The following is a 20,450-nucleotide window of genomic DNA, read 5'->3' as shown; positions in this document are numbered from 1 at the left end:
GGCCTCACCCGAATGAGTGAGAATCCGGAAAATAGGTTTGACGCCAGACCCTAGTGAAGATCACAGCTTTGCGCCACTCCCCCGATGGCGTGAACCCCCGTCCACCGCCATGACTTCACAAGACCGCCACACCCTCGCAAACCAGCGGCTGACCAGGCGTCACTCCGCTTTCCCCGGCCGTTGCCGGGCTCAGGGGCGGGCCAGCCGGTTCAGCAGCAGCACGGAGGCGACGGGGCGCGCGCCCGCCTTCCGCACGCCCTCCGCGACCTCCCGGTCGGTGGAGACCACCACCACCGGGCGGCCCTGCGGCTCGGCCCTGACCAGTCGGCGGATCAGCTCGTCCGCCGTCTCGCCGGTCCGGCTGAACCGCACCCGCACCCCGCGCGGCGGCGCCATGATCACCGGAACGTCCAGGTCCTGGCCGTCGAACACACAGGTGACCTCCGCCTGGGTGCGCTGGGCCAGCATCGCCAGCCCGCCCAGCAGCCGGATCCGCTGCTGCTCCAGCGGCAGCGCCGGATAGCCGGTCTTGGTCACGTTGTAGCCGTCCACCACCAGGTGGACCTGCGGGATCGCCAGCAGCTGGTCCAGCAGCGCCGGATCGTCCTCCGCCAGCCCCCGCCGGGCCACGTCGTGCGGCGAGGCCGAGCCCGGCACCACCGCCTCCACCAGGTCCGCCGGGCGGATCTGCGAGACCGGCAGCGCCAGCTCCCGCTGCAGGCCCTGGGCCGACTGCAGCACGGTGTCCAGCAGCAGCCTCAACCGCATGTCCTCGACGCTGCGGCCCTCACGGGCCGAGCGGCGGCCCTGCTCGGCGGCGGTCTCCAGCTCGGAGATCCGGTGCCGCAGCCGCCGGACCTCGCTCTCGCCGGTGCCGCGCTCGGCCGCCGTCTGCGCCTTCAGCGCCTCCAGTTCGGCGGCCACCCGGCGGGTCTCGGCCTGCGCCCGGCGGGTGTCGCTCTCCAGCGAACGCACCTTCTTGCGCAGTGAGTCGGCCTCCTTGCGGACGTCCTCGGACTCGGCCCGCTGCCGGTCCAGGTCGACCCGCGCGGCGGCCCTGACCTCGGCCAGCTCCGCCTGCAGCTTCTCCACCAGCCGACCCGCCTCGGCGGCCGCGCCCTCGGCGCCGGCCCGCTCGGCCTGCTCGCCGGCCTCGGCGACCAGCCGGCTCCAGCCCGCCGAGCGCACCAGGTAGGCGGCGGCGGCCACGTCCATCGGGTCGGCGGCGCCGGGGACGCTGCCCGACTCCAGCGCCTTGACCAGGTCCGGCTGGCCCAGCCGCAGCCGCTCCGCTATCCGCACCCGGAAGGCCGGCTCGGACTCCAGCGCGGCCGCCAGCGCGGTGGCCGCGTACTTGGCCCGCCGGGCCGGGGTGAACTTCGCGTACTGGCGCAGGGACTGCGGGAGCTCCGCGGCGGGCAGCCCGCCGAGCGCGTCGGCGGCCAGGCCGACCACCCGGCGCCGGACACCCTCGGGCAGCGGCCGGTCGAGCCGCTCGGTGCGTCCTGCCGCCGGCTCGTCAGCACCGGAGTCGTCCGCGGCGGCCGCCTCGGCCGAGGCATCCGCACCGGGCGGGACGGCCTCGACCGCGTCCGGCGCCTGCCCGTCCACAGCGGGCTGCCGCCCCTGCGGCCCGGCGGGCTCCTTCGCTGCGTCCACCACGTCCTCGGCTCCGATCCTCGTCCAGCGGGGTACGGCCCGCTGCCGCCCGCGTCACACTCCGTGCGCTCTGTCTGCATTGTCCCGTGCGGTGGACGGCCGCGCCGCGCACCGCCCACCACACGGGTCGGGCGTCAGGCCTGCTCGGCGGGGGCCTCCGGGCCCTCGGCACCCGGGCGGGCCACCAGCTCGACCTGGTCGACCGCGTTGCACCAGCGACAGCGCACCGACTCGACGGTCTCGCTGTGCACCTCGGTCTCCTCGACCTTGGAGTCGCCGGCCAGGTCGAAGTGCAGGAACTCGGTCACCCGTGCGGTGCGGGTCACGTCGAAGCGGGTCAGGTTGCCGCACAGGGTGCAGCGCCAGCGCGTCTCGGCGGTCAGGGCGGGGACGGTCATCGGGGGTCCTCTCGGGTGGTCCCTGGATGGGCTCAGGCGCTCCCCCCGAGGCCCCGGCGTCGGCGGCGGGAGGCGGGAATGCCCGCCCCAAGCCTATTGCCTGGGGCAACCGTCCCGACCACCGGTCAGGACGAATCCCCCGCTTCGCCTCCTGCGCCGGACCGGCCGGACGGGCCCTACGCCACATGCCGTACCGCGCGGTGCCGCCCGCGCCGGGCGGCGCGATGCTGGGCCGCATGGCGATCCCGGTCCTCGACCACACCGGAGCACTGGGCGGGCGCCCGGCCGGCCGTCGTCCCGCCGTCACCTACACCCTGATCGCGCTCAACACCCTGGTCTTCCTGTGCGGTCCGGCCGCCGGGCTCAACCCGCTCTACGGGACCGGCCAGAGCCGGGTCTGCGCCGAGCAGCGGTACGAGCAGCGCTGGGGCGCGGTACCGGCCGAACTGCTGGCCGGACGCCCGCTGGACGCCGAGCAGCTGGCCGAGGCCCCCGATCCGGTGCCGGGCTGTCCGGCCGCCCCCACCCCGGGCAAGCACCCGGCCCTGTCGGTCCTCAGCGCGCTCTTCCTGCACGCCGGCTGGCTGCACCTGCTGGGCAACCTGCTCTTCCTCCAGGTCTTCGGGGCCACCGTGGAGGAGCGGCTGGGCCGGGCCCGCTTCGCCCTCTTCTATCTGGCGGCGGGCTCGCTGGCCACCTACGGCTACGCGCTCGCCGAGGCGCACTCCGCCGACTCGACCCGGGTGCTGATCGGCGCCTCCGGGGCGATCGCCGCGGTCCTCGGCGCGTATCTGCGCCTGCACCCCCGCGCCCGGGTGACCACCCTCGTCCCGCTGCTGCTCTTCCTGCCGCTGCGGTTCCCGGCCTGGCTGGTGCTCGGCCTCTGGTTCGCCCTCCAGTGGTGGTCGGTCCACTCGGCGGGCCCCGGCGTCGCCTACCTCGTCCACGTCATCGGCTTCTCGGCCGGCTTCCTCTACGCCTGCACCCTGGCCACCCGCCCCCCGCGACGGCCCGGCTGACGCCCGATACGCTGGCGGGACCCCACAAAGGAGCCCGAACAGTGATCACCGCCATCGTCCTGATCAAGACCAGCGTCGACCGCATCCCGGAGATCGCCGAGGCGATCGCGGCCATCGAGGGTGTCAGCGAGGTCTACTCGGTGACCGGCGGCTACGACCTGGTGGCGATGGTGCGGGTACGACGGCACGACGACCTGGCCGAGGTGATCCCCGGTCGGCTGAACAAGGTCCCGGGGGTGGCCCAGACCGAGACCCAGATCGCCTTCCGCACCTACTCGCAGCACGACCTGGAGGCCGCCTTCGCCCTCGGCCTGGACGGCTAGGCGTCCCCTTCTAGGCGTCCCGGCGGCTGTCGGCGACGCAGCGGCCGCCCTCGTTGCGGTAGGTCCAGGCAGCGCCGTCCGTGACCAGCTCGCGGACGGCGGTCAGGAAACGGTCGATGTGCTCGTCCGGGGTGCCGGCCCCGAAGCTGACCCGGATCGCGTTCAGGCTGCGCTCACCCGGCAGCGACGGCTCGGGCGCCCCGCACTCGGACGGCGCCACGTCCTCGTCCCCGAGCAGGGTCCGCACCAGCGGGTGCGCGCAGAACAGGCCGTCGCGCACCCCGATGCCGTACTCGGCGGACAGCGCCGCCGAGAAGTGCGAGCTGTTCCAGCCCTGGACGACGAAGGAGAGCACGCCCACCCGGGCCGAGTCCGCGCCGAACAGGTTCAGCACCTTGACCTGCGGGACGTCCGCCAGCCCCGCCTTGAGCCGGTCGATCAGCTGCTGCTCGCGGGCCTCCAGCGCGTCGAAGCCGGCCTCGGTGAGCGCCCGGCAGGCGGAGGCGATGGAGTAGACGCCGATCACGTTCGGCGAGCCGGCCTCGTGCCGGGCCGGGCCGGTGTGCCACTGCACGGCCACCGAGCCGTCGGTCTCCCGGGCCACCGTGCGGGTGGCGCCGCCGCCGGCCAGGTACGGCTCGGCCGCGTCCAGCCAGTCGGCCCGGCCGGCCAGCACCCCGGCGCCGAACGGCGCGTACAGCTTGTGCCCGGAGAAGGCGATCCAGTCCACGCCCAGCTCGCGCACCGAGACCCGGTGGTGCGGGGCCAGCTGCGCGGCGTCCAGCACCACCCGGGCGCCGTGCCGGTGCGCGACCCGGGTCAGCTCGGCGACCGGCCACAGCTCCCCGGTGACGTTCGAGGCGCCGGTGACGCAGAGCAGCTTGGGGCCCTCGGGCGCCTCGGCCAGCGCGGCGTCGAACGCGGCGACCGCCTCGGCGTGCGAGCGGGGCGCCCGCAGGTACTCGACCTCCAGACCGGCGTGCCGCCAGGGCAGCAGCGAGGCGTGGTGCTCGGTCTCGAAGGCGAACACCCGGGTGCCGGCCGGGACGGCGCCCGCCAGCAGGTTGAGCGAGTCGGTGGTGGCCCGGGTGAAGACCACCTGGTCGCCCTCGCGCAGGTCCAGGAACTCGGTGACGGTCCGGCGGCTCTGCTCGAACAGGTCGGTGGAGAGCTGGGAGAGGTACCCGGCGCCGCGGTGCACGCTGCCGTAGTAGGGGGCGTAGGCGGCGACGTCGTCCCAGACCCGCTGCAGCGCCGGCGAGCTGGCGGCGTAGTCCAGCGCCGCGTAGGTGACCTTCTCACCGCTGGCCAGCGGGACCTCGACATCCTGGCCGAGGACGGCGAGCGGGGCGCAGATTTCGGTGGCGACGGACATGAGGATGCACTCCTTCGGGGTCAAGGACCCCGGGAGTGCATGTATGCCGGGTGTCCGCGCTTGCCACGCGGACGGTTCGCCACGTGACCCGGTCCTCACCCAGGGCACCCCGCCACGGAAGGAGGGTTGCCGGACAGCAAGCTGGGGCTTGTCGCTGTCACTCATGACCTGGCACGACTCTAGGTCGCGTCCACCCGATGGTCAAACAGGGGTCCGCCATTCGGACAAGCCGAAGGGCCCGCGCCGACTGCCCGGTGCGGGCCCCAACCATCGCGTCACACCCGGCTGGTGGCCTCCGACCAGCGCTTCAGCACGTCCTGGGCGGCGCCCGAGTCGACGGCCGCGGCGGCCCGCTCCAGGCCGACCGCCAGCTGCTCGACGAGCGGCGCGTCGGTCAGGTCCAGCGCCACCAGCGCCGACGCGGCGTTCAGCAGGACGGCGTCCCGGACGGGCCCGCGCTCCCCGGCCAGCAGCCGGCGCGCCACCTCCGCGTTGTACGCCGGGTCCGCGCCGCGCAGCGCCTCGATGCCGACCAGCTCGATGCCGAGGTCGCGCGGGTCGAACACGGTCTCGGTGACGGCGCCGTCGCGCACGATCCAGACCCGCGAGGTGGTGGTGATGGTCAACTCGTCGAGGCCGTCGTCACCCCGGAACACCAGTGCGCTGGCGCCGCGCCGGGCCAGCACCCCGGCGATCAGCCCGGCCAGCCGGGTGTCGAAGCAGCCGATCGCATGCGCGGTCACCTTGGCCGGGTTGGTCAGCGGGCCGAGGGTGTTGAACGCGGTGGGCACCCCGAGGCCGCTGCGGGCCGGGGCGGTGTGCCGCATCGCGGGGTGGAACTTCGCCGCGAAGCAGAAGGTCAGCCCGACCTCCTCGGCGACCTCCGCGACCCGCCGGGCGGAGAGGTCCAGGTTGACGCCCAGCTTCTCCAGCACGTCCGAGGAACCGCTCGCCGAGGAGGCCGCCCGGTTGCCGTGCTTGACCACCTTGGCGCCGGCCGCCGCCGCGACGATCGCGGCCATGGTGGAGATGTTGACGGTCTTCGCCCGGTCGCCGCCGGTGCCGACGATGTCCACCGCCGGACCGGGGATGGACAGCGGCTCGGCGTGCGCGTACATCGAGTCCACCAGGCCGACGATCTCGTCGACCGTCTCGCCCTTGGCCCGCAGCGCCACCATGAAGCCCGCCATCTGGACCGGGGAGGCCTCGCCGCTCATGATCCGGTCCATCGCCCAGGCCGTGTCGGCCCGGTCCAGGTCCTCACCGCGCAGCAGCGCCGTCAGGATGTCCGGCCAGGTGCGGACCACCTGCACGGGGTCGTTGCCGCCGTTCGCAGGGTTCACGTTCACCATGGCCGACTCCAGCTCTGCTCGGTTCCCCGGGGGGTGTCCCCGGGACTGGAGTCAGCCTATCGAGCGGCGGGGTGCCCCCGGCCCGCCCTGGCCCTACTTCTCTAGTAATGAGACGCCGCTCAGCGGGCGGCCGGGGCGCGCTTCTCCAACCGGGCCCGGAGCAGGGTCGCCGCGGCCTCGGCCAGCGCCATCGGGTCCACCGGGTGGGAGATCGCGGCGTCCGCCCGGCTCCAGGCCGCGAGCCAGGAGTCCTGCGGCCGGCCGATCAGCACCAGCACCGGCGGGCAGCCGTAGATCTCGTCCTTCAGCTGCCGCCCGAGCCCGAGCCCGCCGGCCGGGACGGCCTCGCCGTCCAGGATGCAGAGGTCCACTCCGCCCTTCTCCAGCGCGCGCAGCACCGCGGGGGTGGTCGCGCACTCCAGGTAGGACAGCTCCGGCAGATCCGACGCGGGCCGCCGGCCGAGCGCCGTCAGCACCTGCTCACGGGTGTTGCGGTCATCGCTGTAGACGAGGACGGTGAGCGTCTCGTCGGTCGTGTACGCCATGGACCCTGCTCCCTCAAGTGTGATCCGGACCACGTTCGCCTGATCCGGATGCTACTCCCGTTCCCCCGCCGCCGAGGCCGTCCCGCGCGATCGTTCTCAAGCCGCCGCGCCCACGGCTCGCCCGAGCGGAGGACGCCCCGTCACCCCGAGCCGCGCACTCCACCCGTACGGCCGATATCCGGCCTCCCCCATAGCCCCGGCGGGCCCTGGAGGGGTGCAGCGACACGCAGGGCATCAGGGTCGTAGGGCCCTCCGAGGAACCGTCAGAAAAGGGACACGCCGCTGCTCAGCCACTATCCGGACGCCCCGTCGACCCCCAGGGGGGCATACCGCACGCACCGGACACTCCGAGGGACACCCCCCGGCGTGAAGACGGAATAAGGGACCGACATAATGTCCGTCGTGGCGACAGCAACAGCAGTAGAAACCGGGCACGCGCACGGATCGGTCAACCGGCCGAACATGGTCAGCGTCGGAACGATCGTCTGGCTCAGTTCCGAGTTGATGTTCTTCGCGGCCCTCTTCGCGATGTACTTCACGCTCCGCTCCGTCAAGGGAGCCGAGTTCTGGAGCGAGAAGGCGCACGCCCTCAACGTGCCCTTCTCCTCGGTCAACACCACGATCCTGGTGCTCTCCTCACTGACCTGCCAGCTCGGCGTGTTCGCCGCCGAGCGCGGGGACGTGAAGAAGCTCCGTTCGTGGTTCGTCATCACTTTCGTGATGGGCGCGATCTTCATCGGCGGCCAGGTCTTCGAGTACACCGAGCTGGTCAAGAAGGACGGCCTCTCGCTGTCCTCCGACCCGTACGGCACGGTGTTCTACCTGACCACCGGCTTCCACGGTCTGCACGTGACGGGTGGTCTGATCGCCTTCCTGCTGGTCCTGGGACGGACGTACGCAGCCAAGCGCTTCACGCACGAGCAGGCCACCGCCGCGATCGTGGTGTCGTACTACTGGCACTTCGTCGACGTCGTGTGGATCGGCCTCTTCGCGACCATCTACCTGATCAAGTAACCAGCTGATCAGGTCGCTGGCCACCGGCCCCGGGTCCCGCCCTCACCGGCGACGGCCCGATTTGCCGGTGGCGACGCTCCCACCGACCGACCGCGCGCGCAGCCCTAGAACAGGCAGCCTCGTGCCGGCCAGACCGGCCGCCGGGTGCACCCACCAGTCGACCAGATCCTGACACCGGGGTTATTCCGTGAAAAAGCTCTCCGCACGACGGCGCCACCCATTGGCGGCGCTGGTCGTCCTACTTCTCGCCCTGGCGGCAACCGGGGGGCTGTACGCCGCGTTCGCGCCCGCCGACAAGGCGCAGGCCGACGTCGCCGCGCAGTCGCTCGCGATCGATGAGGGCAAGAAGCTCTTCGCCGTGGGCTGCTCCTCCTGCCACGGCCTGAACGGCCAGGGCAGCAGCGACGGTCCGAGCCTGGTCGGCGTCGGTTCCGCCGCGGTCGACTTCCAGGTCGCGACGGGCCGCATGCCGGCCCAGCAGCCCGGCGCCCAGGTGCCGAGCAAGAAGAACATCTACTCGCAGGCCGAGATCGACCAGATGGCCGCCTTCGTGGCCTCGCTCGGCCCCGGCCCGGTGACGCCGACCTCGGAGCAGTACACCTCGACCAACCCCGAGGACATCTCCAAGGGTGGCGAGCTGTTCCGCACCAACTGCGCCCAGTGCCACAACTTCGCCGGCCAGGGCGGTGCCCTGACCCAGGGCAAGTACGCCCCGTCGCTGGAGGGCGTGGACGCCAAGCACATCTACGAGGCCATGCAGACCGGCCCGCAGAACATGCCGTCGTTCCCGGACACCACCATGCCCGAGGAGCAGAAGAAGCAGATCGTGGCCTTCGTCCGCCACACCACCAACGATGAGCCGAACCCCGGTGGTCTCACGCTCGGCAGCCTCGGTCCCGTGACCGAGGGCCTGTTCGGCTGGATCTTCGGTCTCGGCGTGCTCATCGCGGTCGCGATCTGGGTCGCCGCCCACACCACCAAGGCCAAGAAGTCATGAGCCAGGACATGTCAGAAGAGAACCTTCCGGAGTCGCACGGCTCCGCCGGGCACCACGAGGTGGCCGCCCAGGGCGATCCGTTCGCCGACCCGGGCCTGCCGGCCCACGAACCGCGTCGCACCGACATCGACGAGCGGGCCGCCAAGCGCGCGGAGCGCCAGGTCTCGCTGATGTTCGTGGTCTCGATGCTCGCCACGGTGGGCTTCATCGCCTCCTACGTGGCCATCGACCCGGACAAGATCGTCTATGTCTGGCCGCTGGGCAACATCAGCGCGATGAACTTCGCGCTGGGCATGACGCTCGGTGTCGCGCTGTTCTGCATCGGCGCGGGTGCGGTCCACTGGGCCCGCACCCTGATGTCGGACCACGAGATCCCGGCCGAGCGCCACCCGATCGAGGCCGACGACGAGGTCCGCGCGGACGTCATCGAGCAGTTCAGGACCGGCGCCGCCGAGTCCGGCTTCGGCCGCCGCAAGATGATCCGCAACACCCTCATCGGCTCGATGGCCCTGGTGCCGCTCTCCGGTGTCGTGCTGCTGCGCGACCTGGGCCCGCTGCCCGAGGACAAGCTGGAGCACACCGGGTGGGCCGAGGCCACCCCGGCGGATCCGTTGGCGCTCATCAACATGAACACCAACCTGCCGATGAAGGCCGAGGACATCACCGTCGGCTCGCTGACCTTCGCCATGCCGCAGGGTCTGCACACCCACGACGAGGACTTCCAGCAGCAGATCGCCAAGGACGCCCTGATGCTGGTCCGCATCTCGCCGGACGACATCAAGGACGACAAGTCCCGGGAGCTGGGCTTCGAGGGCATCCTCGCCTACTCCAAGATCTGCACCCACGTCGGCTGCCCGATCAGCCTGTACGAGCAGCAGACGCACCACGCGCTCTGCCCCTGCCACCAGTCGACCTTCGACCTGGCGGACGGCGCGCGTGTCATCTTCGGCCCGGCCGGCCACCCGCTGCCGCAGCTGAAGATCACCACTGACGAGAAGGGCTTCCTGGTCGCCACCGGCGACTTCGACGAGCCCGTCGGCCCGAGCTACTGGGAGCGTGCTCGATGAGTAGCGCGAGCAGCACCACCTCCGGTGCCGCGAAGCCGACCGGCAGCACGCGTGCCAAGCCCGCCAACAAGTGGGAGCAGGCTGCTGACTGGACGGACGGCCGGCTGGGGATCTACTCCCTCGCCAAGGCCAACCTGCGGAAGATCTTCCCGGACCACTGGTCCTTCATGCTGGGCGAGATCTGCCTCTACACCTTCATCATCATCATCCTGACGGGCGTCTACCTGACGCTCTTCTTCAAGCCCAGCATGGGCGAGATCATCTACGACGGCTCGTACGTCCCGCTCAAGGGCATCCCGATGTCCGAGGCGTACGCGTCGACGGTGGACATCAGCTTCGAGATCCGCGGCGGCCTGCTGGTCCGCCAGATCCACCACTGGGCCGCGCTGGTCTTCGTGGCCGCGATGCTCGTGCACATGCTGCGCGTGTTCTTCACCGGCGCGTTCCGCAAGCCGCGTGAGATCAACTGGGTCTTCGGCTTCCTGCTGCTGGTCCTGGGCATGTTCGACGGCTTCTTCGGCTACTCGCTGCCCGACGACCTGCTGTCCGGCACCGGTATCCGGTTCATGGAGGGCGCCGTCCTGGCGACCCCGCTGATCGGCACCTACGTCCAGATGTTCCTGTTCGGCGGCGAGTTCCCCGGCCACGACATCGTGCCGCGGTTCTTCACCATCCACGTGCTGCTGATCCCGGGCATCATGCTGGGCCTGCTGACGGCCCACCTGATCCTGGTCTTCTACCACAAGCACACCCAGTGGGCGGGCCCGGGCAAGACCGAGAAGAACGTCGTCGGCATGCCGCTGATGCCGGTCTACATGGCCAAGGCCGGTGGCTTCTTCTTCCTGGTGTTCGGCGTCATCGCCGCCATCTCGGCGGTCGCCTCGATCAACCCGATCTGGGCGTACGGCCCGTACCGCCCCGACCAGGTGTCCACGGACGCCCAGCCGGACTGGTACATGGGCTTCTCCGAGGGCCTGATCCGCATCATGCCGGGCTGGGAGATCAGCCTGTGGGGCCACACCCTGAACATGGGTGTGTTCATCCCGCTGATGGTGGTCTTCCCGCTGGTGCTGGTCTCGATCGCCGCCTACCCCTTCATCGAGGGCTGGATCACCGGCGACAAGCGCGAGCACCACATCCTGGACCGCCCGCGCAACGCCCCGGTCCGCACCGGGCTCGGCGCGGCCTGGATCAGCCTGTACCTGGTGCTGCTGGTCGCGGGTGGCAACGACCTGTTCGCCACCCACCTGCACCTGTCGCTCAACGACGTCACGTACGCCGTCCGGATCGGGTTCTTCGTGATCCCGGTGCTCACCTTCATCATCACCAAGCGCTGGTGCCTCGGCCTTCAGCGCCGGGACAAGGAGAAGGTGCTGCACGGCCGCGAGACGGGCGTCATCAAGCGCCTGCCGCACGGCGAGTTCATCGAGGTGCACGCGCAGCTGCCGCAGAAGGACCTGCACACCCTCACCTCGCACGAGCAGCCGGAGCCGTTCGAGCTCCCGGCCGAGACGGACGAGAACGGCGTGGCCCGCAAGGCCGGCATCCTCACCCGTACCCGGGCGAAGCTCTCCCGCGGCTACTTCGGCGAGGGCAGCCAGATCGCCAAGCCCACCGCCGAGGAGCACCACGAGATCACCAGCGGCCACGGCCACCACTGATCCCGTACGCACCCCCAGCGTCACCCCCGAGGGCCGCCGACCAGAGATCCACTGGTCGGCGGCCCTCGGGCTTTCCCCGTCCGACCGCCCCTCAGGAGCCTCCCGTGCAGCTGTCCGTCGACCCCGCCGCCGCCACTCCCCCGTACGAGCAGATCCGGGAGCAGATCGCCGAGCAGGCCCGGAGCGGGGGCCTGCCGACCGGGCTGCGGCTGCCGACCGTCCGGGCGCTGGCCGAACAGCTGGGCCTGGCCGCGGGGACGGTGGCCCGCGCCTACCGGGAGCTGGAGGCGGACGGGGTGGTGGAGACCCACGGCCGGCGCGGCACCCTGATCGCCGCCACCGGGGACACCGCGCACCGGCTGGCCGCGGCGGCCGCCACCGAGTACGCCGAGCGGGCCCGGCGTCTCGGCGTGTCGTCGGCGGACGCCCTCGCGGCCGTGGCGACCGCGCTGGGGCTGGCCTACCAGGAGGCCGGCGAGGAGGCCTGAGCGGGCCTCAGAGCTCCGGGCGGATCATCCCGGTGGCCCGGGACTGGGAGGGCGGCACGGTGGTGCTCACGGGCTGCCCCAGGGCGCTGTGCTTGACCCAGTCGGCCCAGGTGACGTTCCAGTCCCCGAAGCCGTTGCCGAAGGGCTCCATGCCGGGGCCCTGGCTGTTGACCACCGTCACCAGGTCGCCGACCCGGGTGTTCTGGTAGAACCACTTGGCGTTCTCGGTGCTCATACCGGTACAGCCGTGGCTCACGTTCGCCACGCCCTGCGCGCCCACCGACCAGGGGGCGGCGTGCACGTACTCGCCGCTCCAGGTCACCCGGGTGGCCCACTCGACGTTCAGGTCGTAGGACTCCGAGCTGCCGGCGGCTATCCCGATCGTCTCGCCGCTCATCCGCACCTGGCGCTCCTGGCCCAGCACCACCTTGATCCCGTTGCGGGTGTCGAAACCGGGCTTGCCGGTGGTCACCGGGAGGGTCCGGACCACCTCGCCGTTGCGCTTGAGGGTGAGCTCGTGGGCGGCCGCGTCGACCACCGTCTCCACCCGCTCGCCGATCCGCACGGCCAGGGCGGCGCGGTCGCCGCCGTAGAGGCCGTCCGCGACCCGGCTGCCGGTGCCGTCGAAGGCCAGCGCGACGGAGGTGCCGACCGGCCAGTAGTCCTCCGGCCGAAAGTGCAGGTTCTTGTCGTCCACCCAGTACCAGGAGCCGGTGACGGCGGGCTGGGAGGTGACGGTCAGGGCCCGCTCCACCTCCTGGCGGGCCTGCGGGTCCTTCACCGCCTCGGAGAGCTGGACGGTGAGCGGCTGGCCGACGCCGTAGACGCCGCTGCCGGAGGAGTCCGGGCCGAGCTTGGCGGTGAGCAGGCGCTGCGCGGCCACCGTGCTGAAGCCGGCGGTGGTCTCGCCCCGGCCGCCCTTGCCGTCGTCCGCGGCGATCCGGACGGTGTAGTCGGCGGCGGCCTTCAGCCGCCCGGTGGTCTGCCAGCTGCGCTGGTCCTCGGAGAGCACGCCTGCCACGACCCGGCCGTCCGGGCCGACCACGGTGACGTCGGTGAGCCGGCTGCCGGGGACGGCCGTCACGGTGACGGACTGGGCGGGGTCCACCTTCCCCTCCGCGGACAGGTGGACCAACGGCGCCGCGTCGACCCGGTGGACGGCGCCCACCGTGTCGTCGGGGCCGTCGGACGAGCAGGCGGCCAGGGGGGCCAGCACTGCGAGGGTCAGCGAGATGCCGCCGATGGTTGCGATTCCACGCCTGTCGGCCATGACCGCCTCCGAGGGTTCGCACGATTGATCAGATCGTAGGAACGGCTCAGGGTGAGCGACATCCGGGGGACCCGCCGTTGGACCACTGGAGTGAGGCCCTCACTCCGCGGACGCAACAGGGCCGGGCATCCCGTGCGGGATGCCCGGCCCTGTGCCAGGGGGGAGGACCTACTGGTTCTGGTTCTCGCCCCGGTAGAACTCGAAGACCCAGCCGTACAGGCCGACCAGGATGACCGGGATCGACCAGAACAGCAGCCACCAGCCGAAGATCACGCCGCAGAAGGCGAGCGCGCCACCGATGGCCAGCGAGAGCGGCTGCCAGCTGTGCGGGGCGAAGAAGCCCAGCTCGCCGGCGTCGTCCGCGACCTCGGCCTCGGGGTTGTCACCGGCGCCGCTGTCCACCCGGCGGGCGGTGAAGGCGAGGTAGTACCCGATGAAGGCGCAGAGACCGAAGGAGAGGAACAGCGCGGTGGTACCGGCCGGCTCCTTCGACCAGAGGCCGTAGGTGATGGCCATCGCGAGAATGAAGACCGCGAAGCCCAGGAAGATCTTGCCCTGTTCCTTCATCAGGCGTCCCCACCCTTCTTACCCTTGCCGAGCTGCGGGTTGTCGTACTTCACCGGGGTCACACCGGCGAAGTGCTTGGCCGGCTCACCGTGGTTCTCCAGGTAGTCCAGCGCGGCGATCTCCGGGTGGTGGAGGTCGAAGGCCGGGGATTCGGAGCGGATCCGGGGCAGGGTGGTGAAGTTGTGCCGCGGCGGCGGGCAGGAGGTCGCCCACTCCAGCGAACGGCCGTAGCCCCAGGGGTCGTCGACCTCGACCTTCTCGCCGTACTTGGCGGTCTTCCAGACGTTGTAGAGGAACGGCAGGATCGACAGACCGAGCAGGAACGAGCCGATGGTGGAGACGGTGTTCAGCGTGGTGAAGCCGTCCGAGGCCAGGTAGTCGGCGTAGCGGCGGGGCATGCCCTCCGCGCCGAGCCAGTGCTGGACCAGGAAGGTGGCGTGGAAGCCGATGAACAGCGTCCAGAAGGTGATCCGACCCAGGCGCTCGTCGAGCATCTTGCCGGTCATCTTCGGCCACCAGAAGTGGAAGCCGGCGAACATCGCGAAGACGACGGTGCCGAAGACCACGTAGTGGAAGTGGGCGACGACGAAGTACGAGTCCGAGACGTGGAAGTCGATCGGCGGGGAGGCGAGCAGAACACCCGTCAGACCACCGAAGAGGAAGGTGACCAGGAAGCCGACCGTCCAGAGCATCGGGGTCTCGAAGCTCAGCGAGCCCTTCCACATGGTGCCGACCCAGTTGAAGAACTTCACACCGGTCGGGACCGCGATCAGGAAGGTCATGAAGGAGAAGAACGGCAGCAGCACCTGCCCGGTGACGTACATGTGGTGCGCCCACACCGTCACGGACAGACCGGCGATCGCGATGGTGGCCGCGATCAGGCCGGAGTAGCCGAACATCGGCTTGCGGCTGAAGACCGGGATGATCTCCGACACGATGCCGAAGAACGGCAGCGCGATGATGTACACCTCGGGGTGGCCGAAGAACCAGAAGAGGTGCTGCCAGAGCAGCGCCCCGCCGTTGGCCGGGTCGAAGACGTGTGCCCCGAACTTTCGATCCGCCTCCAGCGCGAACAGCGCGGCGGCCAGGACCGGGAAGGCCAGCAGGACCAGGACCGCGGTCAGCAGCACGTTCCAGACGAAGATCGACATCCGGAACATCGTCATGCCGGGCGCGCGCATGCAGATGATCGTGGTGATGAAGTTGACCGCACCGAGGATCGTGCCGAAGCCGGAGAAGGCCAGACCCATGATCCACATGTCGGCGCCGATGCCCGGCGAGCGGACGGCGTCCGACAGCGGGGAGTAGGCGAACCAGCCGAAGTCGGCCGCACCCTGCGGGGTGACGAAGCCGGCCACCGCGATGGTCGAGCCGAACAGGTACAGCCAGTACGCGAACATGTTCAGACGCGGGAACGCCACGTCCGGGGCGCCGATCTGGAGCGGCATGATCCAGTTCGCGAACCCGGCGAAGAGCGGCGTCGCGAACATCAGCAGCATGATCGTGCCGTGCATCGTGAACGCCTGGTTGAACTGCTCGTTCGACAGGATCTGGGTCCCGGGACGAGCCAGCTCGGCGCGCATGACCAGGGCGAGGATGCCGCCGATCAGGAAGAAGGCGAACGACGTGCCCAGGTACAGGGTGCCGATCGTCTTGTGGTCAGTGGTCGTCAGCCACTTGATGATGGTCGAACCCGGCTTCCGGGTCCGCTGCGCCCCGCCGACCGTGACGGCCCCGGCGCCCCCGCCGGCCGCGGCGGGCTCGTTGAGGATGGTCACTTCTCTTCACTTCCCATGGTCGTGATGCCGGAGGGCAACGCGCCGGTCTGACCCTTGGCCCGGAGCTCCGCCAGGTGCTTGTCGTACTCGGCGCGGTCGACGACCTTGACGTTGAACAGCATGCGCGAGTGGTCGACGCCGCAGAGCTCGGCGCACTTGCCCCGGTACTCGCCCTTGACGTTCGGGGTGACCTCGAACTGGTTCACCACACCCGGCACGACGTCCATCTTCATCAGGAAGTTGATGGGCCAGAAGTCGTGGATGACGTCCCGCGAGGTGAGCCGGAACAGCACCGACTCGTTGACCGGCAGGTACAGGGTGGGCTCCTCCTGGGGGGTGCCCACGTCGTACGCCGCGTCCTTGTTGGCCGGGTCGGGGTTCTCGGTGTTCTCGTAGTTGAACGCCCAGCTCCACTGGAAGCCCACCACGTTGACGGTGTGCTGCGGCTTCTCGGAGACGGAGATCAGCCTCGACTCGTCGCGGGCGACGAAGTAGAAGAGAACCGACACGATGATGATGGGGACCGCGGTGTAGAGCGCCTCGATGGGCACGTTGTACCGGGTCTGCGGAGGGATCTGCACACCGCTGCGGCTGCGCCGGTGGAAGATCACGCTCCAGATGATCAGACCCCACATCAGTGCGCCCACTGCCAGAGCCGCGATCCAGGAGCCCTGCCACATGTGGAGGACCAGGGGCCCTTCCTCGGTGACGGGACTCGGGAGGCCAAGCCTGGGGAGGTCGTTGGCCGAGCAGCCGGTAGCGGTCGCGATGACGAGGCCCAGTGCCAGCGCCTGAGGCAGCTTCCGCCGCATCGTGCGCCGCGGCGAGCGGTCGGAGCCGTTGGGACTCACGTAGCGCCTTCCCGAAGTCTCGCCCGCCTTCGCGTCGCCCCGAGGAGGATTGTGAGCCTCCCCGGCGACCCGTCCACGGGCACGGTTTGAATGCTTATGCGGGCCAAACCCTACTCCAGCCTTATGCGCTGCTGACGGGCAGGTCCCGGTAACGCGCCGCCCGGTCGCCCGATCAGGCCCCGCAAGGGCTGCGCCGCAGGTCATCGTAGCCATTCGAGGCCCGTACGCCCGATCGGGGGATGACCTCGGACAACGTGGGTGACGGTCCGTCGGACGCGGATGAAACGGACATTCGGGGTGATCGACTGACGGACGGTGAGAGCGCGCGGCGGCCGGAATGCACCCGGGAGTGTCGTTAAATGTGAGCGTGTACTTCGATGTGGCCTCCACCGCACCGCTCCACCCCGTCGCGCGGCAGGCGCTGACCGCCGCCCTGGACGAGGGCTGGGCCGACCCGGCCCGGCTGTACCGCTCCGGGCGGCAGGCCCGGATGCTGCTGGACGCCGCCCGCGAGACGGTGGCCGGGGTGCTGGGCGCCCGGGCCGACGAGATCTCCTTCACGGCGAGCGGGACGCAGGCCGTCCAGCTGGGCGTCCTGGGTGCGCTGGCCGGCAACCGGCGGCGCGGCGGGCACCTGGTGCACTCCGCCGTCGAGCACTCCAGCGTGCTGCACACCGCCGAGCGGCACGAGGCGGCCGGCGGCGGCGTCTCGGTCGTCCCGGTGGACCGGCTCGGCCGGGTCTCCCCCGACGGCTTCGCCGCCGCGCTGCGGCCGGACACCGCGCTCGCCGTGCTGCAGTCCGCCAACCACGAGGTGGGGACGGTCCAGCCGGTGGCCGAGGTGGCCGGGCTGTGCGGCGGCGTCCCGCTGCTGGTGGACGCCGCGCAGAGCGCCGGGCGGCTGGACGTACCGGGCGGCTGGTCACTGCTGACGGCCAGTGCGCACAAGTGGGGCGGGCCGGCCGGGGTCGGGGTGCTGGCGGTGCGCAAGGGCGTCCGGTACGCCTCGCCGCTGCCGGCCGACGAACGGGAGGGCGGCAGGGTCCCCGGCTACGTCAACGTCCCGGCGATCGTCGCCGCGGCGGCCTCGCTGCGCGCGGTCCGGGCCGAGGCCGAGCGGGAGAACGCCCGTCTGCACGCCCTGGTCGAGCGGATCCGCAGCAGGGTGCCGCAGCTGGTACCCGAGGTGGAGGTGGTCGGCGACCCGGTGCGGCGGCTGCCGCACGTCGTCACCTTCTCCTGTCTGTACGTCGACGGCGAGGTGCTGCTGACCGGGCTGGACCGGGCCGGCTTCGCCGTCTCCTCGGGGTCCTCCTGCACCTCCTCCACGCTGACGCCGAGCCATGTGCTGGCCGCGATGGGCGTGCTCACCGAGGGGAACATCCGGGTCTCGCTGCCGTTCGACGCGGCCGAGGCCGACGTCGAGCGCTTCCTTGCCGTGCTGCCCGGGATCGTCGACGGGATCCGCGCGCCGCTGGGGCTGGACCTGCCGTCGCCGGCGGCGGCGCGGGGCGCCGAGCGGGAGCGCCCCGGGTCGGACGGGCCGGTCACCGTGGTCGACGCGCTGGGCAAGCGCTGCCCGCTGCCCGTGATCGAGCTGGCGAAGCGGATCGGCGCGGTGCCGCTGGGCGGGACGATCGCCGTGCTGGCGGACGACGAGGCCGCCCGGCTGGACATCCCCGCCTGGTGCGGGATGCGCGGGCAGGAGTACGCGGGCGAGGCCCCGGCCGCCGACTTCGGCGGCGACCGGGGCTCGGCCTACCTGGTGCGGCGGACTACTTGACCAGGTGCGCGCGGACGTCCGCGGCGGCCTCGGCGCCGTAGGCGGCCTCGAAGCGCGCCAGGAAGGCGTTCGGGCGCAGCTCGTACTCCTGGGTGCCGACGGTCTCGATCACCAGGGTGGCGAGCATGCAGCCGAGCTGGGCGGAGCGCTCCAGCTCCAGGTCCCAGGACAGGCCCGCCAGGAAGCCGGCCCGGAAGGCGTCGCCGACGCCGGTCGGGTCGGCCTTGGTCTCCTCGGGGGCGCAGCCGACCACGACCGGGGCCTCGCCCTTGCGGTCGATCCGGACGCCCTTGCTGCCCAGGGTGGTGACCCGGGTGCCGACGCGGGTGAGGATCTCGTCGGCGTCCCAGCCGGTCTTGCTCTCGATCAGCGCGGCCTCGTACTCGTTGGTGAAGAGGTACGCGGCGCCGTCGACGATGTCGCGGATGTCGTCGCCCTCCAGGCGGGCCAGCTGCTGGGAGGGGTCGGCGGCGAAGGCGTAGCCGCGGGTGCGGCACTCCTGGGTGTGGCGGACCATCGCCTGCGGGTCGTCGGCGCCGATCAGCACGAGGTCCAGGCCGCCGACGCGGTCGACGACCGGCTTCAGCTCGATGTTGCGGGCCTCCGCCATGGCACCGGTGTAGAACGAGGCGATCTGGTTGTGGTCCTCGTCCGTGGTGCACATGAAGCGGGCGGTGTGCCGGGTCTCGGAGATGTGGACGGACTCGCAGTCCACGTTGTTGCGCTCCAGCCAGCCGCGGTACTCGGCGAAGTCCGCGCCGGCCGCGCCGACCAGGATCGGGCGCAGTCCGAGGACGCCCATGCCGAACGCGATGTTCGGGGCGACACCGCCACGACGGATGTCGAGGGTGTCGACCAGGAAGGACAGCGACACGGTGTGCAGCTGCTCGGCGACGAGCTGGTCGGCGAAGCGACCGGGGAACGTCATCAGGTGGTCGGTCGCGATCGAGCCGGCAACGGCGATACGCACGGAAGGTCTCCTCAGGATGGCGGCATGCCACTGGACAGCGGGGGCGAACCCACCCACGGTACCGGGCCGGGGGCGGGCGGCAGCAAGACCGCCTCTTTCGGCACTGCCGGGGCTCGAAGGTGTACTACCTCCGGGTAGCCCTGGTGGCGGCCCGACGGGCGGCCTAGGGTCGCTGACAGGGGCCGGTCCGGGCCCTCACAGGACCGTGGCGCCACGGCCACGGCACGGTGGATCGGAGCGATGGCCGATGATGCCCAGTCAGCACCCGATGCGTGTTCCCGCAGCTCTGCGGGGTGACGCGGACGGCGAGACGCTCGACGCGCTGGTGGACTCCTCCCGGCAGCTGCGGCGGTTCTGGCCGCTGCTGGCGACCGGTCCTGAGCCCAGTGCGCCCGCCGGCCCCGGTTTCCGGGTGTCCTCGGGGGCCCAGCGGGTGGTCGCGGGAATGGCCGAATACGGGCTGTAGGGCGTGATCCGGGGGTCCGGGGGCGCGGCGGGAACCGGAATGGTCCGGGGCACGTCACATCCCCGCGGTGCGGCCGTGAAGGCGGTGCCGCTGAACCCTCGGGAGGATGTTCAGATGGATCTGGAGACGATGCCCCGGCGTACCGGTCGTCCGCAGGCCGGCCGGCCCCGCGGACGGCGGGCGGCGGCACTGGCCGCCCTGGTACTGGCCGCGGTCACCGCGGTGGCCGGGTGTGACGGGGACGGCAAGTCCGCCTCGGACTCGGCCGCCGCGAGCGCGACCGCGTCCGCGTCCGCCACGCCCTCTGCTTCGGGCTCGGCGTCGGCCCCGGCACCGGCCACGACGCCCGACCCCGGCTCCCCGCCGGTGGCGACCCCGTCGGCCGATCCCTCGGTGCCCGCCCCCGATCCGCGGCCGGCCAGCCCCTCACCGGCGACCGTGCCGCCGACGCCGCCCCAGTCGCCGACTCCGGCGCCCACGCCCCCGGGCAACGGGATCGCGGTCGGCGAGCCGGCGCCGAACGGGCCGTCGACCCATCCGGCGATCACCTACCGGGCGGACGGCAGCAGGCTGACGGTCTGGTTCTACGGCGGGATCTGCGAGAAGTACGCGCTGAAGGCGGACGAGTCCCACCCGGGCCGGGTGGACATCCGGGTGGTGATCGCGGCGCCGATCCCGGCCGGTCAGGCCTGCAGCGAGATCGCGAAGCGGCAGACGGTGACCGCCGATCTGAAGCAGCCGCTGATGGGCCGGGCGGTGACCGACCTGTCGTCCGGCCAGCCCGTCCCGCTGGACGCCGACCCGCGGATCGGCCCGGACCCGGTCGGTCCCGAGGTCGCCGGCGGGCCGCAGTAGCGGCGGACGCGC

The 20,450-nt window shown here is 71.5% G+C and carries 20 protein-coding genes and 1 riboswitch; of the genes, 10 read left to right on the top strand and 10 right to left on the bottom strand.

Translation table 11 applies throughout. From position 1 onward, the window contains the following. Nucleotides 1-189 precede the first annotated feature (189 nt). Nucleotides 190-1,662: an NYN domain-containing protein gene (locus ACIGZJ_RS01925; RefSeq protein WP_396455454.1), complete on the bottom strand. Its 1,473-nt coding sequence runs from the start codon at nucleotides 1,660-1,662 to the stop codon at nucleotides 190-192. 131 nt (nucleotides 1,663-1,793) lie between these two features. Beyond that, nucleotides 1,794-2,057, bottom strand: a complete 264-nt coding sequence (locus ACIGZJ_RS01920) for a hypothetical protein (RefSeq protein WP_392927634.1) — start codon at nucleotides 2,055-2,057, stop codon at nucleotides 1,794-1,796. 236 nt (nucleotides 2,058-2,293) lie between these two features. Between ACIGZJ_RS01920 and ACIGZJ_RS01915 the strand changes: the two genes are divergently transcribed. Both ACIGZJ_RS01915 and ACIGZJ_RS01910 read left to right on the top strand, forming a co-directional pair. Further along, a complete protein-coding gene (locus tag ACIGZJ_RS01915; protein ID WP_396455453.1) occupies nucleotides 2,294-3,076 on the top strand; it encodes a rhomboid family intramembrane serine protease in 783 nt (260 codons plus the stop codon). Between the two features lie 41 nt (nucleotides 3,077-3,117). Continuing rightward, nucleotides 3,118-3,399, top strand: coding sequence for an Lrp/AsnC ligand binding domain-containing protein (locus ACIGZJ_RS01910; RefSeq protein WP_392927630.1), 282 nt, complete (start codon nucleotides 3,118-3,120; stop codon nucleotides 3,397-3,399). Between the two features lie 10 nt (nucleotides 3,400-3,409). Here ACIGZJ_RS01910 and ACIGZJ_RS01905 read toward each other — a convergent pair whose 3' ends face one another. The 3 genes from ACIGZJ_RS01905 to ACIGZJ_RS01895 all read right to left on the bottom strand — a co-directional run bounded on the left by ACIGZJ_RS01905 (nucleotide 3,410) and on the right by ACIGZJ_RS01895 (nucleotide 6,671). After that, entirely contained in the window at nucleotides 3,410-4,774 is a 1,365-nt protein-coding gene (locus ACIGZJ_RS01905; RefSeq protein ID WP_396455452.1) for an aminotransferase class V-fold PLP-dependent enzyme, read from the bottom strand. A gap of 51 nt (nucleotides 4,775-4,825) precedes the next feature. Then, nucleotides 4,826-4,943: riboswitch (SAM riboswitch) on the bottom strand. A gap of 106 nt (nucleotides 4,944-5,049) precedes the next feature. Further along, on the bottom strand, nucleotides 5,050-6,126 hold the full coding sequence (gene trpD, locus ACIGZJ_RS01900; RefSeq protein ID WP_392927627.1) for an anthranilate phosphoribosyltransferase: 1,077 nt from the start codon (nucleotides 6,124-6,126) through the stop codon (nucleotides 5,050-5,052). A 119-nt stretch (nucleotides 6,127-6,245) separates the two neighbouring features. Then, nucleotides 6,246-6,671 (bottom strand): hypothetical protein, encoded by a 426-nt coding sequence (locus ACIGZJ_RS01895; protein ID WP_396455451.1) that lies wholly within the window; start codon nucleotides 6,669-6,671, stop codon nucleotides 6,246-6,248. A gap of 393 nt (nucleotides 6,672-7,064) precedes the next feature. Between ACIGZJ_RS01895 and ACIGZJ_RS01890 the strand changes: the two genes are divergently transcribed. The 5 genes from ACIGZJ_RS01890 (at nucleotide 7,065) to ACIGZJ_RS01870 (ending at nucleotide 11,898) form a co-directional block, all read left to right on the top strand. After that, nucleotides 7,065-7,685, top strand: coding sequence for a heme-copper oxidase subunit III (locus tag ACIGZJ_RS01890; RefSeq protein ID WP_387940355.1), 621 nt, complete (start codon nucleotides 7,065-7,067; stop codon nucleotides 7,683-7,685). Between the two features lie 187 nt (nucleotides 7,686-7,872). Next, complete coding sequence (locus ACIGZJ_RS01885) at nucleotides 7,873-8,682, top strand: c-type cytochrome (protein WP_396455450.1); 810 nt, start codon at nucleotides 7,873-7,875, stop codon at nucleotides 8,680-8,682. Nucleotides 8,683-8,690: 8 nt separating this feature from the next. Next, nucleotides 8,691-9,749 (top strand): Rieske 2Fe-2S domain-containing protein, encoded by a 1,059-nt coding sequence (locus ACIGZJ_RS01880; protein ID WP_396455449.1) that lies wholly within the window; start codon nucleotides 8,691-8,693, stop codon nucleotides 9,747-9,749. Further along, a complete protein-coding gene (locus ACIGZJ_RS01875) occupies nucleotides 9,746-11,410 on the top strand; it encodes a cytochrome bc complex cytochrome b subunit (protein ID WP_396455448.1) in 1,665 nt (554 codons plus the stop codon). The genes ACIGZJ_RS01880 and ACIGZJ_RS01875 overlap by 4 nt, the downstream gene beginning before the upstream one ends. Nucleotides 11,411-11,514: 104 nt before the next feature. Further along, on the top strand, nucleotides 11,515-11,898 hold the full coding sequence (locus ACIGZJ_RS01870) for a GntR family transcriptional regulator (protein ID WP_392927619.1): 384 nt from the start codon (nucleotides 11,515-11,517) through the stop codon (nucleotides 11,896-11,898). A gap of 7 nt (nucleotides 11,899-11,905) precedes the next feature. Here the strand turns inward: ACIGZJ_RS01870 and ACIGZJ_RS01865 are convergent, their stop codons facing one another. From ACIGZJ_RS01865 to coxB, 4 genes are all read right to left on the bottom strand, one after another. Next, complete coding sequence (locus ACIGZJ_RS01865; protein WP_396455447.1) at nucleotides 11,906-13,168, bottom strand: Ig-like domain-containing protein; 1,263 nt, start codon at nucleotides 13,166-13,168, stop codon at nucleotides 11,906-11,908. Between the two features lie 168 nt (nucleotides 13,169-13,336). After that, nucleotides 13,337-13,735, bottom strand: coding sequence for a cytochrome c oxidase subunit 4 (locus tag ACIGZJ_RS01860; protein ID WP_387940344.1), 399 nt, complete (start codon nucleotides 13,733-13,735; stop codon nucleotides 13,337-13,339). Beyond that, on the bottom strand, nucleotides 13,735-15,513 hold the full coding sequence (ctaD, locus tag ACIGZJ_RS01855) for a cytochrome c oxidase subunit I (protein WP_392927616.1): 1,779 nt from the start codon (nucleotides 15,511-15,513) through the stop codon (nucleotides 13,735-13,737). Before ctaD ends, ACIGZJ_RS01860 begins: the two co-directional genes overlap by 1 nt. Further along, the gene (gene coxB, locus ACIGZJ_RS01850) at nucleotides 15,510-16,364 is read right to left on the bottom strand and encodes a cytochrome c oxidase subunit II (protein WP_392927614.1); all 855 of its coding nucleotides are present in this window, start codon (nucleotides 16,362-16,364) and stop codon (nucleotides 15,510-15,512) included. Before coxB ends, ctaD begins: the two co-directional genes overlap by 4 nt. Before the next feature lie 337 nt (nucleotides 16,365-16,701). Between coxB and ACIGZJ_RS01845 the strand changes: the two genes are divergently transcribed. Next, nucleotides 16,702-18,147, top strand: coding sequence for a cysteine desulfurase/sulfurtransferase TusA family protein (locus ACIGZJ_RS01845; RefSeq protein ID WP_396455446.1), 1,446 nt, complete (start codon nucleotides 16,702-16,704; stop codon nucleotides 18,145-18,147). Here the strand turns inward: ACIGZJ_RS01845 and ACIGZJ_RS01840 are convergent. Further along, a complete protein-coding gene (locus ACIGZJ_RS01840) occupies nucleotides 18,140-19,117 on the bottom strand; it encodes a carbohydrate kinase family protein (RefSeq protein ID WP_396455445.1) in 978 nt (325 codons plus the stop codon). The two genes, ACIGZJ_RS01845 and ACIGZJ_RS01840, sit on opposite strands and share 8 nt — an antisense overlap. Nucleotides 19,118-19,385: 268 nt before the next feature. On the opposite strand from ACIGZJ_RS01840, the gene ACIGZJ_RS01835 reads away from it, so the two are divergent. Continuing rightward, the gene (locus ACIGZJ_RS01835; protein ID WP_392927610.1) at nucleotides 19,386-19,583 is read left to right on the top strand and encodes a hypothetical protein; all 198 of its coding nucleotides are present in this window, start codon (nucleotides 19,386-19,388) and stop codon (nucleotides 19,581-19,583) included. A gap of 114 nt (nucleotides 19,584-19,697) precedes the next feature. Next, entirely contained in the window at nucleotides 19,698-20,438 is a 741-nt protein-coding gene (locus ACIGZJ_RS01830; RefSeq protein WP_396455444.1) for a hypothetical protein, read from the top strand. The last annotated feature ends 12 nt before the right edge of the window (nucleotides 20,439-20,450 follow it).

Origin of the sequence: Kitasatospora sp. NPDC052868, assembly GCF_044547105.1 — a bacterium.
In the GTDB taxonomy this organism is placed as follows: Bacteria; Actinomycetota; Actinomycetes; order Streptomycetales; family Streptomycetaceae; genus Kitasatospora.
The sequence above is the reverse complement of the archived record's forward strand: the minus strand, read 5'-3'. Positions and strand labels throughout refer to the sequence as shown.

What these genes read in the sequence shown, in the direction of transcription:
- ACIGZJ_RS01880 (WP_396455449.1), top strand. Translation starts at nt 8,691, where the DNA reads ATGTCAGAAGAGAACCTTCCGGAGTCGCACGGCTCCGCCGGGCACCAC.
- ACIGZJ_RS01915 (WP_396455453.1), top strand. Translation starts at nt 2,294, where the DNA reads ATGGCGATCCCGGTCCTCGACCACACCGGAGCACTGGGCGGGCGCCCG.
- ACIGZJ_RS01865 (WP_396455447.1), bottom strand. Translation starts at nt 13,168, where the DNA reads ATGGCCGACAGGCGTGGAATCGCAACCATCGGCGGCATCTCGCTGACC.
- ACIGZJ_RS01835 (WP_392927610.1), top strand. Translation starts at nt 19,386, where the DNA reads ATGCGTGTTCCCGCAGCTCTGCGGGGTGACGCGGACGGCGAGACGCTC.
- ACIGZJ_RS01830 (WP_396455444.1), top strand. Translation starts at nt 19,698, where the DNA reads ATGGATCTGGAGACGATGCCCCGGCGTACCGGTCGTCCGCAGGCCGGC.
- trpD (WP_392927627.1), bottom strand. Translation starts at nt 6,126, where the DNA reads ATGGTGAACGTGAACCCTGCGAACGGCGGCAACGACCCCGTGCAGGTG.
- ACIGZJ_RS01905 (WP_396455452.1), bottom strand. Translation starts at nt 4,774, where the DNA reads ATGTCCGTCGCCACCGAAATCTGCGCCCCGCTCGCCGTCCTCGGCCAG.
- ACIGZJ_RS01845 (WP_396455446.1), top strand. Translation starts at nt 16,702, where the DNA reads ATGCACCCGGGAGTGTCGTTAAATGTGAGCGTGTACTTCGATGTGGCC.
- ACIGZJ_RS01920 (WP_392927634.1), bottom strand. Translation starts at nt 2,057, where the DNA reads ATGACCGTCCCCGCCCTGACCGCCGAGACGCGCTGGCGCTGCACCCTG.
- ACIGZJ_RS01890 (WP_387940355.1), top strand. Translation starts at nt 7,065, where the DNA reads ATGTCCGTCGTGGCGACAGCAACAGCAGTAGAAACCGGGCACGCGCAC.
- ACIGZJ_RS01860 (WP_387940344.1), bottom strand. Translation starts at nt 13,735, where the DNA reads ATGAAGGAACAGGGCAAGATCTTCCTGGGCTTCGCGGTCTTCATTCTC.
- ACIGZJ_RS01875 (WP_396455448.1), top strand. Translation starts at nt 9,746, where the DNA reads ATGAGTAGCGCGAGCAGCACCACCTCCGGTGCCGCGAAGCCGACCGGC.
- ACIGZJ_RS01895 (WP_396455451.1), bottom strand. Translation starts at nt 6,671, where the DNA reads ATGGCGTACACGACCGACGAGACGCTCACCGTCCTCGTCTACAGCGAT.